Consider the following 12,839-nt stretch of genomic DNA (forward strand, 5'->3'; position numbering starts at 1 on the left):
ACGCGCTATCCTATTCAGCTGGTTCGGGGTTTGCGGAGCGCACGATGGGTCGGTCCTTTTCCGGATCGTATTCCGGCATGGCGCCCATCGGAGCTTCCTCGCGGAGCTTGCCGGCGATGGTCATCCAGACATTGTAGCCCATGATGATGGCACCGCTGAGATACATGACGCCGCCCAGAGCTCGGATGATATAGAGCTCGTGCAGCGCTGCGACAGTCTCAGCGAAGCTGTTCACGAGGTAGCCGTCGGCGCCGTATTCGCGCCACATCAAACCTTGGGTGATACCCGCCACCCACATGCTGGCGGCGTAGAAAACGATCCCCAGCGTCGCGAGCCAGAAGTGCCAGTTGATCATACGCAGCGAATACATTCGCTCCCGCTTCCACAATCGCGGGACGAGGAAGTAGACTGCGGCAAAACTGATAAGACCGTTCCACCCGAGAGCGCCCGAGTGCACGTGTCCAACCGTCCAGTCGGTGTAGTGTGACAACGAGTTCACCGCTTTGATGCTGAGCATCGGACCCTCGAACGTCGCCATGCCGTAGAACGCCAGCGCCATGACCATCATGCGGATGATCGGATCTGTGCGAACCTTGTCCCAAGCACCGTTCAGCGTCATCAGTCCATTGATCATGCCTCCCCAGCTGGGCATCCAGAGGATGACCGAAAACACCATGCCAAGTGTCTGCGCCCAGTCCGGCAACGCTGTGTAATGAAGGTGATGCGGCCCTGCCCAGATGTAGAGGAAGATCAGGGACCAGAAGTGAATGATGGAGAGCCGGTAACTGTAGACGGGTCGTTCGGCCTGTTTGGGCACGAAGTAATACATCATTGCCAAAAACGGCACAGTCAGGAAAAACGCTACGGCGTTGTGGCCATACCACCACTGCGTCAGCGCATCCTGGACGCCCGCAAAGGCGGAGAACGAGAGAGAGCCGTTCCAGGCGACTGGCACCGCCAGATTGTTGACGATGTGCAGCATCGCGATGGTGATGATGAAGGAGAGGTAGAACCAGTTTGCCACATAGATATGCGGCTCGGTTCTACGCGCCAGAGTGCCGACGAAGACGATGAGATACGCGACCCAGACAATCGTCAGCCACAGATCCACATACCACTCGGGCTCGGCATATTCGCGGCTCTGCGTGACGCCAAAAAGATAACCAGAAGCCGCCAGAACGATGAACAACTGGTAGCCCCAGAATACGAAGCGAGCGAGCGTCGGAAAGGCAAGCTGCGCGCGGCACGTGCGCTGCACAACATAGAAACTACTGGCGATGAGGATATTACCGCCAAAGGCGAAAATCACTGCAGACGTATGCAGCGGCCTCACCCGCCCGAAGTTGAAATAGGGCTCGAAATTGAGCTGCGGGAACGCCAGCTGCGACGCGATAAAGACGCCGGCAAGCAGACCCACGAGAGCCCAGAACATAGTGGCAAGGACACCCCAGCGAACCGGATCATCGTCATATAGCGAGGCGCCTTGCGGCATACGAAAAAAACCGCGTGCTTTCCCCATTGGATCGAACCGCGCGGCCGACATCCACATGAGCACGAATGAGACGATCGCGATGATAATCGCATGAGCTGCAAAGCCCGTGTCCCGCGCTGTAGCTGCCAAAACAATTGAGATGACAAGAACTAGGAACCACAACCCAACCCGTCCGAGTGCGACTTCTGCCCGCATTATAACTCCGATCCCCTTTTACGCGCCTCTATGCAGCTTTGACGAAAACCGCATTGATCCAAATCAAATTATAGAAATTTCATTTCGCTACTTACTCCGGGAGGCTAATCGGCGGAGCTGATCGAGGTCAAGGATCACTAGTTCCGACCTTCCGTTGGTTTGCAGAATACCGTGTTCACGCAGTTGACTGAGTTGACGGCTAACTGTTTCTATAGTCAATCCGACGGTATCGGCTATTTCGCGCCGGGACATCGGTAGCTCGATCACAGCAATACCATTTTTGATGGCTGCGATCCGCTCGGTCAGGTCAAGAAGGAAACTGGCCACTCGTTCCTGGGCGGTCATCCGTCCGAGCAAAACCAGGCGTTCTCTCGAATCTTCGAGCGCAGATAAGAGCTGCGTAATCAGTCTTTCGGCGCAATACTCGTCTTTGGTGAGCGTTTTGGCGAGCTCGGCGAGCGAACATCCGACAATCTTACAAGCTGTCAGCGCCTGGAGTTCATAGGGCACACGGGAATTTTCAGACAGCGCGATCATCTCCTCGCGAAATCCGAAAGCGATGATCTGCTCACGATCGAGACCAACCTGCGCAGTCAGCTTCACCGCGCCGCTAGCAACGAACACAATGAGAGGTTTCTCGGAAGAATGGAATTTTGCAATTTCCCCAACAGGAACGTGCAGGAATTCACCAAGTTGCTGAACCTCAGAACTCAACGGGCCCATCGGCTCGTCAGAAAAAGAGGTGGCGAACTTACGAAGCGCCGATGCGGCTGGCATTAGAAGGGATCCTTGATTGTCATGAACGCGGCCACTGGCTGGCTTCAAGATTTCGTTCATTGATCTCGATCAATTGAATTTCGTCAGACACACTCTCACCGGAGGGACACGCGCTGGTGATGAACCGGGCTGCGGATCAGACATAAGGAAGGTCCTTCCCTGCGCGCCCTCCAGTCAATCCGTCACGCTTCATTGTGATGCCTGTAAGCAGGCTGTCGGCGATCATCCTCGCGCGGGTTCCGACAAGTTGGGTGGCGCTATGATGGCTTTCGATTTCGCCCAGCGTCTCATAGAAAATGTGCAGCCAGCGCTCGAAATGACGCAGTTCGAGACCGGGAATGGCAAGGTGTTTCAGCATGGGATTGCCGGAGAACTCGCCGCTGTTGTGCAGCACGGATCTCCAGAATGCCTTCATTCGGGCGAGATGTGAGGGCCAGTCCGAGATTCGCTCAGCGAAGATCGGTCCCAAAAGCGCATCGTCACGGATCCTAGCGTAGAACGTTTCGACGAGATGACCGATGAAGTCCGCGTCGATCCCGATTAATTCGGCCTCAGCACGCTTCTCTTCTCGTTTGCGTTTCGCATAGGATATTGCTTCCGGATCCGCGCGGCTCATGGGATTGTGATTGTTCATGAGTTTGCACTTTTCCTGGGGCTTGTGACTGGCCCGACATCACTCGGAGCACGGAGAAATTCGACCTGGAATTCAACCGACCCCATCGGTTCAACGCGGTGGAGGATAGTCGGCTCAACCACTCCAGGCTCGGTGCCGGGATGCAGGACGTATTCTTCCGGTTCGCGCCGGGGATCGGTGATGAAGTAGCGGAGTCTGCCTTGGGTGACATGGATAAGACCCCAAACCCCCTCCTTGGTCGAATGTTCGGCCAGCAGTCCGGCCGGCACGCTATTCTCCGTAAAAATCGACGTGCGCTTGTAGCTTTCGAGAACGGGCATTTCGGCAGGTTTCATCTCAGGCCGCCTTTATAGGATTGTGGAAGCCACCGAACGCCCGGCCAATCTCGTCACCCATCAAGGGTTTCTCCACAAGGACTGCGCCAGCAATGGCAAGCCGGCTTCTTAGCCTCCGGTTAGGATGGGTAGCCATAAAGACGGCGGGTGCACTGTTTCCCTGCGCTCTCAGATCTTCGAGAGCTTGCGCACCATCCCCGCGATATTGTTCGTCTATAATTAGGGCTGCGAGGTCATGATCCCCCACGTCGAAACCTTCGATCGAGAGCGAAAACTTCAGCGAAGCGAGGACGGATGGATCTTCAACCAACAATCGTATGGCGTGATTTTGAACCATGATCCGTCCTCCTTCATCTAGCCGGCCGATCAGGCGGCCCTCTTCCAGTTCGGCTCGAGCGTGACATGCGGCGGGCATTCGGCGATGCTACCAACCGGCAGACCGGCGAGTTCATTCGCAAAGCCGTGATTTACATCGCGGTGATGGGCTTCGTCGGCCCGGACCACCAAGACCACGTCGCGTAGCGTCGCACCCTCTGAGAGCCCCCAATACCGCTTTGCGATCTCGGGAGCCGGCACGTTCGGGCTACGACCTTCGTCGATCTCTGCGAGATAGTGCGTATAGCTGATCACGGCTTCTTCCTCGAAGTAGCCAACTACGCGGTGCGCAGTTTTCGAGCTGACAAGGTAGAGCGCGAAGAAGAAGAGATAGAACACCCATTGCACGCCGATGATGACAGCGCGTTCGAACATCGTCGGCTTGGAAACCTCGATGAAGGTCATGAGGTGCATGCGCTCGTTTTCGGCTTCGTCCATGAGCGTCTTGATCCAGCCCTTGTCGTCGCACATGCGGCGCAAGCAGGCGAGGTGGTTGATTGTCGCTCCGACCATACCGGGCACGGCGGCCACCGTTTCCAGAACGACGGCGCGGTGCCCGTAGCGCTCTGCAAAAAACGTGTCAGCGGTCCAGCGTAGCGCCTTGGTAAAGCCGAACGCGATCCTGTCCGACAACCCCTTGGGTTGATGGTGAACGCCAAGATCGATGAGCGGTGCAGTCATTGAAACTTCTCCATTCGGCAGCCATTGGAAGGAGAGTGCTGCCGATGCCCTCCATCTATGACGATGAACGGAACCGCGAAATTTGGATGATCACCCTACGAGAAGCAACCTACGGGATTTCACGGAGGTGCGTGGGCAGAGCTTCGTAAGCCGCTTTCTTCCGCGGCTTTCTTTCGCAAGTGCTGTTCTCGGAGCGCTGCTGGCTATCGGTCTTGCGGTAATTCTTCGTCTTGCTTTTGCGGACGAGCTTGGGCAGCGCGCCACCTTTATTTTCTTTGTTCCAGGCGTCGTCATTGCCAGCGCTCTGTCCGGACTTAGGGCCGGCGCATTCGCCTCGGTCGCGGGTGCGGCGGCGGGACTCGTATGCGATCGTTTGAGCGGTCCAATCGAAAGCGGAAGCATCATCGCTGCCGTTACCTTCGTGGTGATCGGCCTCGCGGTCGCGGTCGGCGGGGAATGGTTTCAGCGCGCGCGGCTCGAAACCGAAACGGCTGCGACTGAACTTGCAAGACGTGAGGCACACCTGAGTTCGATCCTGGATACGGTGCCTGATGCTATGGTCGTAATCGATGAAGCCGGTTTGATCCATGAGTTCAGCCCCACGGCGGAAAGGATGTTTGGCTGGAGCGCGGATGAGGTGAACGGTCGAAACGTCAGCGTATTAATGCCAGATCCCTATCGCACGGCACATGATGGATACCTGGAGCGATATTATCGGACGGGCGAAAGGCGAATTATCGGGAAGGGACGCATCGTCGTCGGCGAACACAAGGATGGTTCCACTTTCCCCATCGAACTGGCCGTCGGCGAAATGCAGACCGAAGGTCATCGGTATTTTACTGGTTTCATCCGTGATTTGACCGAGCGGCAACAGGCTGAGGACCGGCTCCAGGAATTGCAGAGCGAACTCGTCCATATCTCGCGTCTGACGGCTCTCGGCGAGATGGCATCTGCTCTTGCTCATGAGATCAACCAGCCGCTTTCAGCCATTGCGAATTATCTGAAGGGCAGCCGAATGCTTCTTACTCGCGAAGACCCGCCGCTTGATCGGATTTCCGATGCGGTGGAACAGGCGTCGGGACAGGCTCTTCGGGCAGGCGAGATCATCCGGAGACTGCGCGATTTCGTGGCGCGGGGAGAAACCGAAAGGAGCATCGAAAGTCTTCCCAAACTTGTCGAAGAAGCCAGCGCGCTCGCATTGGTTGGAGCAAAGGAACATGGCATTCGGGTGCTCTACGACTTCGACCCTAAAATTGATCTCGTTCTGGTCGACAAGGTTCAGATACAGCAGGTAGTGCTTAACTTGGTTCGCAATGCGGTGGATTCGATGGCCGAAGCGGCATCATCGGAACGTCGACTCATCATTGCGATCGATGGATCAAGCGAGGAACTTGCGCGGGTCGCTGTCAGTGATACGGGTCCAGGTATCAGACCTGAAATTGCAGATCGACTATTTCAGCCTTTCATTACAACCAAGCGGACCGGTATGGGCGTCGGCCTTTCGATCTCGCGGACAATTGTCGAGGCTCATGGGGGACGTATATGGGCCGGCCCATCCGCCGAGGGGGGCGCGGAGTTCGGCTTTACAGTCCAAAGAGTTTCCAAGGAGGAATTTTACGATGGCGAATGACGCCACCAAAGATGCGATCGTTTATGTCATCGACGACGATGAAAGTGCGCGCAATTCTTTGGAATTTCTACTCGATGTAGCAGGCGTTAGGGTTCGATCCTTTTCTTCAGGTGACGCATTTCTGAAGTCATCGCCCCCACTCACCGGTGCCTGTGTCATTACCGATATTCGGATGCCAGGTGTCGGCGGGATCGAACTTACTGAACGCATTAAGCAAAAGGATCCCTCGGTTCCAGTCATTGTGATTACTGGGCATGCCGACGTGCCATTGGCAATCCAGGCAATGAAGGCGGGCGCTGCGGATTTCATCGAAAAGCCTTTCGACGACGACATCATTCTCTCGGCAATCGAGCGGGCGGTTTCTCAGAAAACGGAAGAGGATGCACTAATCCAGGAACGCCGAGAAATTGAATCGCGTCTATCGTCCTTGTCTGGCCGTGAACGGGAAGTGGTCGAAGGCTTGGCGGACGGTAAAGCCTATAAGGTAATTGGATTTGATCTAGACATCAGTCCCCGAACTGTTGAAGTCTACCGTGCCAATGCGATGATGAAACTTCAGGCGAAGACCCTATCCGACCTGGTGAGAATGGTGACTTTAGCCCGACTTCCCTGAGCAACCTCTCGTCCGAATGCTGTAAAGCAACTTCAAGGTTCTCTGCATTCGTTCCGAGACCGCGTCGAGGGGTCCTATTCGGTAATAGCAAAACCTTCCGATCGCCGATCGCTAGAAGAGTGCTGCTGATTGCAGCTTTTTTTGTCATTTATCCTGCGGTGTGATCTAGGTCATTCGAACGGTCTTTCCGAACGCTATTCAGCGAGGCGGAGGTGATCTTATGAGCTTTGACGTTCCGATTGCGCAGGATATCTGGTCTGCGAAATACCGCTTTAGTGGCAATGAGACGTATGCGGGCGATACGGACTTCACGGACACCGCGCGTCGAGTAGCTAAAGCTGCTGCCGAAGCTGAGTCCCAGTCTGATCGTTCGGTTTGGGAAGAACGCTTCTTTGAAGCGATCGAATCTCTGCAGTTCATCCCTGCCGGCCGGATATTGGCCGGTGCTGGGACCGGCCGCGCAGTCACCCTTTTTAATTGTTTCGTTATGGGAACGATCCCCGATAGCCTTGAAGGCATCTTCGACCATTTGAAGCAAGCGGCGCTTACCATGCAGCAGGGAGGCGGGGTGGGAATGGATTTCTCCACGATCCGACCTCGCGGCGCGGAGGTCAAGGGCGTTGGATCTGATGCTTCAGGACCGCTCTCTTTTATGGACTGCTGGGATGCGATGTGCAGGACAGTCCATTCGGCAGGCGCGCGCCGTGGAGCGATGATGGGCTGTCTGCGCATCGACCATCCCGATATCGAGGACTTCATCGACGTCAAACGCCAGCCCGAACGGATGCGGAACTTCAATCTTTCGGTTCTAGTCACCGACCCCTTCATGGATGCTCTCGAAAATGATGCCGACTGGCCGCTCGTCTTCGCTGGCACGACCTATCGCACAGTTAAGGCGCGTGAATTATGGGATCGGCTGATGCGCGCGACTTACGACGTCGCCGAGCCGGGCGTGATATTCGTCGATCGGGTTAATGCACTCAATAATCTTGTGCATTGTGAAACAATCAGCGCCTCCAATCCATGTGGCGAACAGATGCTTCCGCCCTACGGGGCATGTCTGCTCGGCTCGATTAACCTGGCTGCGCTGATCGAACGTCCATTCGAAGAGCATGCACGGCTCGATCTCGGCGCGCTGAGCGAGCTCACTTCTACGGCTATCCGCCTGCTGGACAACGTCATCGACATCAGCCGCTACCCTCTTTCCGAGCAAGAGGCTGAAGCGAAAGCCAAGCGCCGCCTCGGTCTCGGAATAACGGGCCTCGCCGATGCTCTGCTCTACTGCGGCGCGGCCTACGGATCGGACGACGCTGTGGCTTTGCTCGAGGAGTGGCTGGGAACGATCCGGACCGCCGCCTATCGCGCGTCGGCCGAACTGGCGCGCGAGAAAGGCGCTTTTCCGCTTTACGACCCTTCCATGCTCATACGTCCCAATATTGTAGCCTTGGACGAGGAAACACGGAACCTGATTGCAGAGCACGGTCTGCGAAACGGATGTCTGACATCGATCGCACCGACCGGCACTACGTCACTCCTGGCAGGCAATGTCTCTTCGGGCATCGAACCAGTCTTTGCCTACAGCTATCAACGCAGGATCCTAAATCCTGATGGTTCGGCCAGACATGAAGCGGTCGAAGATGATGCGCTGCGTCAATGGCGCGCCCTACGTGGTGACGAAGAGCCCCCGGCCGAACTGTTCGTCAGTGCGCAGTCCCTGTCTCCCGCCGATCACGTCGCAATGCAGGCATGTGCACAATCGATGATCGACAGTTCGATCTCCAAGACGGTAAACGTGCCGGAAGATATCCCATTCGCGGACTTCCAGGAAGTCTATCGCGAAGGCTATGCTCGCGGGTGCAAGGGATTGACCACTTATCGCCCCAATGCAGTAACAGGTTCCGTGCTCAGCGTGGAAGCTCTCGCAGGTAGCGAAAAGAAGGTTCCTGCGAGCCCAGTTCATGCCGAACCCCCGAAACGAGAGGAGATGCTCGATGGCACCACCTACAAGCTTAAGTGGCCGGACAGCGCACATGCCCTCTACGTGACCATCAACAATATCGACGATGGCACGCATAAACGTCCCTTCGAGATATTCATCAACTCCAAGAACATGGACCACTATGCGTGGACGTTGGCTTTGACTCGAATGATTTCCGCCGTCTTCAGGCGCGGAGGCGACGTCTCGTTCGTCGCAGAGGAACTAAAGGCGGTGTTTGATCCACGCGGAGGAGCATGGGTCACCGGGAAGTTCGTCCCTTCCCTCCTCGCCGCAATCGGCGACATTATCGAGCGGCACATGGCACAATTTGCGCCGGCCCAGCTGGACTTGCCGATCGGGCCGACTTCTGATTCCCCAACCTCTTTTGAGGCAGCGCCGATGGGTCCTTGCTGTCCTCAGTGCGGGATTCCCGGCATGATACGAGAAGAAGGGTGCAACAAATGCCTGTCCTGCGGCTTTTCCAAATGCGGTTGAAAACAGTATAGTCAAAGTCTGATGGACGGAACCAAGCGCCTGGCTCTCCGACGCGAACGGGAAGCGAGAGCACCAATCGTGCTCCAGGCCGGGTTTCGGCCCTTTTTTCTCGCTAGCGCAGCGTGGTTCCCGATCGCGATGGGGTTTTGGTTGGCGCTCTTGTCGGGCAGGGTCCAACTCGAATCGCATTTTGATCCAATTTCTTGGCACAGCCACGAGATGATCTTCGGCGGCGTCGGTGCAGCGATGACGGGTTATCTGCTTACGGCTACTCCGAACTGGAGCGGTCGTCTTCCGGCGATCGGCGGCCCCCTGCTCGCCATGTTGAGTTGGTGGTTTCTCGCGCGATTGATCAACGCCACTGCCGGCTGGGCTGGTCCGTGGCCCGCAGCGCTAATTGACTCAGGCTACTATTTCGTTCTGGCAGCTGTTGTTGGCAGAGAGAGCTGGCACGGAAAAGGCCGAGGCGCCTCGACAGCAGTGCTCACGGCACTGTTCGCAATCGCGTGCGGTGCGCGTCATCTTACTGCTGCCGAGGGTTGGTCGGATGAGGGAAGTTCCACTCGCGCAGGCATTGCGATCCTCGTTATGCTAATTTCGCTTGTCGGCGGAAAGCTTATTCCGTCTTTTACACGAAATGCCCTTCCACGAGATGTTCGCACGAAGGTCACTGCTCAGGAAACGCGGTTCGACGCCATTGTGAACTGGGTTACAGCTATAGCCTCACTGGCTTGGATCGTGGATCCGAGAGGATTGGGGCTGACCATCCTGGCTCTCGCCGGCCTGTTGCATCTTGCTCGCGCAATCCGCTGGCAGCCGTGGCGGATAATCCATGAGCCCTCGGTGATCTCCCTACATCTTGCTTATCTACTGCTTCCTCTTGGATTGCTTGGCTTTTCGCTCATCGGGGAAGGCGGTCAATCAGATATCATGCATCTGCTTACAGCGGGAGCGATCTCCTGCATGATACTGGCCGTCATGGCGCGTCTGAGTATGACCCAGACTGGTCGCCATCCGCGCTGGCGGCTTGGGCCTCTAGCGGCAGTTCTGTTCGTCTCTTTCGGCGCCATACTCCGCGTCTTCTCCGGGACTGCTTCGATACCGTTGCAGGAGGGCTGGTTGCTCGCCGGATTGCTGTGGATGTTTGGGTTCGGTATTTTCCTTGTTTTCTTCGCACCGATGCTCGTTCTTGCGCGGGTGCGTCGCGGATCGCACTAAGTCAACGTTCCCTCCCGGCACGCATCCGTTCTCCATGGTCCTGAAATTCCCCCCGCGCGATCACCCCACGCACCCGATCACGCCATGCGGTTTGTCTTTTTGATAAATTGAAATCCGTCTGTGTAGCTCGCTTGTCGAGGTCGACCATCGACATCGACAAGCAAGGGTTACTGGATCATGCCGGATTTCGCCTGGATTCAGATCCACTGTCGCCCAGATCTTCGAAGATTTTTTGCCTACCCCTCCTTCCGCTTTGGCCGTGCCTTCCGGGGAACCCGGAGACGATCGGGAAGCAAATTTACCGGAGCCGGAACGAGCCCAGCGGTAACCTTCGGTATGGTTTCTGCAGCCTCTCGCAGCAGGGTCATGTGCGCATCGGAATACCGCCCCTCGGTTTCCGACAGGAGCTTATGACCGGCAAAGTCTGCGCGTATTTCGCTCGGAATACGGGCGGCTTTCATCGCATCGATAGCCGTATGTCGAAACGAGTGATTGGCCTGACCCTTAACCAGAAACGGAAGCTTCTTGGCCAGATGAGTCCAGCGTGTTTTATAAAAAGCATCTCCGAGGGTCCCTATGCCGCTCTCGGGCAACAGTTCGGGAAAGAGCAGCCATTCATCCGCCGCTCTCAGCGCCTCTACATATTTATCAAACCCTAGACGGAGCAATTCGCTCGCGACCGGCAGCACACGCTCGGAGCTGTCTGTCTTCAAACCGCGAAGCGAGTTGGGTTTGACCTGGATTTGCAAATGCCCACCCTCGTATTCGATCTCATCGAGCTCGAGACTGCTGATCTCGTCGAGCCGCATTCCGGTATACCAGGCGATCATTGGCACCCAATACCAGGAATCGTGAACGACCAGGGAGCCGGGCTGCATGCGCCGCTGAGGTGAAGATGCGCCCGTCCAGGGCGGCAGGCTGAAGATTATCTGGCCCTGCTCTTCAGTATACCCCGACCGGTCCTTTCGCGCGTTTTGGCGCTTCTTCATGATGAAAGCGCCGTAATCCAGAGGCGCAATCGGCTGGTGACCAGAGAACCAGTTCGTCAGCTGTCGCAAGAAGCCGAAATGCCGGTTGGTCGTGACCAGCGAGAGGCCCAGTTCCTTGCTTGTCAGAGGTTTGGGCGCATTCGGGTTTTCCTGAACCTCCTTCAGCTTCTTTCTGCGCTGCGCGAGGGGCACATCCTCATCATCGACAATCTGGGATTCGTATTTCTTCACGATCTCGAAGATGGTCATCGCCTGCTGCTTCGGAGACCTGAGGAAAGTCTCTCCGTGCACCTTCTCGAAGCAATCGTTGAGTGTCACGAGATCGTCGTGCGTCATTTGCGCCAGTGGACGTCCCTGCAAGACCTGTTCGAGAAGGCGCGCTGCTACGAGTGCCTGTTTGCGGGTTTTCGCCGTCCAGGCAGCTCCGTTCTTTTTCCGCGACTTGCCATCCTTGCCGCCGGTCTTCGGATTGTGCGCGAAGAATTTCTCCATTGCCTCCGTGGGCGTCATGTTTGCCCATGGGCCTGCTACGGCCGGCTGCGCGGGAACAGGCGTGACTTGTGTCGCTGGCGCGGCCAGGTGCTGGGGCGCTGGTTCGTATTGGCCGATCGGCACCGGCGGGTAAGCCGCACCGGGATTGGCCAGCACCTCGCGAAACTCTCGGATCGCCACGATCCGCGCCTCGTTGACCACCTTGCGGGCCATGGCCTCGCGCAGCGCGGATTGCTCCAGGCCGATTTCCGCGAGCCGCGCCGCTGCGGCTTCCTCGGCTCCCTCGTGCTCGATCGATTGAGCGAGGTCCGACCAGGCCACGATCACGATCGGCTCGTCATCGTTCTCGGGATCGATGCGGGCCACCAGGAAGTCCTCGGTCTTGCCCTGCATGGCCCCGTCCTGTGCGGCCATCTCGCTCGCGCCGAGGCGCAGCGTCAGAGCCTTGCCTATGTCCTCGTGGTCATCGGGCGGAAGAATGTGGAGGCTGGCGTGCATCGCCTCGAGCCGGTCGCGCTCGACCAGCATCTGGCGCCGGTAAATCTCGGCCCGCTCGGCGCCGGTCAGCCCGTCGCGCCCCATCTTGCTCATCATGTTCATCGCAACCCTCTCGCAGATCAAGGTCAGTGCCGGCGCGAGCAAGGCTGCACGGCGGCGGCTGGTTGTCTTCAGGGAAAGGCGTAACCGGAAAGGCTTATCAGGTCCTAAACGTATGAGTTTGCGGTAATAATAGGTTCCGTGCTTGCGAGTGACGTTCTGAATGCCGCACATGGCGTGGTCTCCTGCCGTGGCACCCTGCCGTGGCACCCTCTCGTGGTCATCCGCGGCCGAGCTATAGGGGGAAACCTTTCATTTCAGATGCTTGGCTCGTTTTCGGCTGGGGTCCCTGCCACCCCAGCCAACTCCTTACATTTGCCAAAACGCCTTGCCCCGCT

Annotated in this window: 12 protein-coding genes; 4 read left to right on the forward strand and 8 right to left on the reverse strand. The window is 57.0% G+C overall.

What is annotated here, in order from left to right:
• Positions 1-10: 10 nt before the first annotated feature.
• The 7 genes from ccoN to K3180_RS12920 all read right to left on the reverse strand — a co-directional run bounded on the left by ccoN (position 11) and on the right by K3180_RS12920 (position 5,078).
• The gene (gene ccoN / locus K3180_RS09025) at positions 11-1,687 is read right to left on the reverse strand and encodes a cytochrome-c oxidase, cbb3-type subunit I (protein ID WP_221540130.1); all 1,677 of its coding nucleotides are present in this window, start codon (positions 1,685-1,687) and stop codon (positions 11-13) included.
• 87 nt (positions 1,688-1,774) lie between these two features.
• Positions 1,775-2,524 carry a helix-turn-helix domain-containing protein gene (locus K3180_RS09030; RefSeq protein WP_221540132.1) on the reverse strand — a complete coding sequence of 250 codons (750 nt, stop codon included), beginning with the start codon at positions 2,522-2,524 and terminating at the stop codon, positions 1,775-1,777.
• A gap of 76 nt (positions 2,525-2,600) precedes the next feature.
• A complete protein-coding gene (locus K3180_RS09035; protein ID WP_247710438.1) occupies positions 2,601-3,098 on the reverse strand; it encodes a group III truncated hemoglobin in 498 nt (165 codons plus the stop codon).
• Positions 3,095-3,433 (reverse strand): TehB family protein, encoded by a 339-nt coding sequence (locus tag K3180_RS09040; protein WP_221540134.1) that lies wholly within the window; start codon positions 3,431-3,433, stop codon positions 3,095-3,097. The genes K3180_RS09035 and K3180_RS09040 overlap by 4 nt, the downstream gene beginning before the upstream one ends.
• Before the next feature lies 1 nt (position 3,434).
• Entirely contained in the window at positions 3,435-3,770 is a 336-nt protein-coding gene (locus K3180_RS09045) for a DNA-binding transcriptional response regulator (protein ID WP_221540136.1), read from the reverse strand.
• A gap of 29 nt (positions 3,771-3,799) precedes the next feature.
• Entirely contained in the window at positions 3,800-4,489 is a 690-nt protein-coding gene (locus tag K3180_RS09050) for an alternative oxidase (protein WP_221540138.1), read from the reverse strand.
• 109 nt (positions 4,490-4,598) lie between these two features.
• Positions 4,599-5,078 (reverse strand): hypothetical protein, encoded by a 480-nt coding sequence (locus tag K3180_RS12920; RefSeq protein WP_247710439.1) that lies wholly within the window; start codon positions 5,076-5,078, stop codon positions 4,599-4,601.
• Between K3180_RS12920 and K3180_RS09055 the strand changes: the two genes are divergently transcribed.
• From K3180_RS09055 to K3180_RS09070, 4 genes are all read left to right on the forward strand, one after another.
• Positions 5,046-6,119 (forward strand): sensor histidine kinase, encoded by a 1,074-nt coding sequence (locus tag K3180_RS09055; RefSeq protein ID WP_247710440.1) that lies wholly within the window; start codon positions 5,046-5,048, stop codon positions 6,117-6,119. The genes K3180_RS12920 and K3180_RS09055 overlap by 33 nt on opposite strands.
• The gene (gene fixJ, locus K3180_RS09060; protein WP_221540141.1) at positions 6,109-6,732 is read left to right on the forward strand and encodes a response regulator FixJ; all 624 of its coding nucleotides are present in this window, start codon (positions 6,109-6,111) and stop codon (positions 6,730-6,732) included. Before K3180_RS09055 ends, fixJ begins: the two co-directional genes overlap by 11 nt.
• A 220-nt stretch (positions 6,733-6,952) precedes the next feature.
• Positions 6,953-9,205 carry an adenosylcobalamin-dependent ribonucleoside-diphosphate reductase gene (locus K3180_RS09065; RefSeq protein ID WP_221540143.1) on the forward strand — a complete coding sequence of 751 codons (2,253 nt, stop codon included), beginning with the start codon at positions 6,953-6,955 and terminating at the stop codon, positions 9,203-9,205.
• 21 nt (positions 9,206-9,226) lie between these two features.
• A complete protein-coding gene (locus tag K3180_RS09070; protein ID WP_221540144.1) occupies positions 9,227-10,423 on the forward strand; it encodes an NnrS family protein in 1,197 nt (398 codons plus the stop codon).
• Between the two features lie 236 nt (positions 10,424-10,659).
• Here K3180_RS09070 and K3180_RS09075 read toward each other — a convergent pair whose 3' ends face one another.
• Positions 10,660-12,675, reverse strand: coding sequence for a site-specific integrase (locus K3180_RS09075; RefSeq protein WP_221540146.1), 2,016 nt, complete (start codon positions 12,673-12,675; stop codon positions 10,660-10,662).
• Positions 12,676-12,839: the final 164 nt, after the last annotated feature.

Origin of the sequence: Qipengyuania huizhouensis (assembly GCF_019711635.1) — a bacterium.
Taxonomy (GTDB): domain Bacteria; phylum Pseudomonadota; class Alphaproteobacteria; order Sphingomonadales; family Sphingomonadaceae; genus Qipengyuania; species Qipengyuania huizhouensis.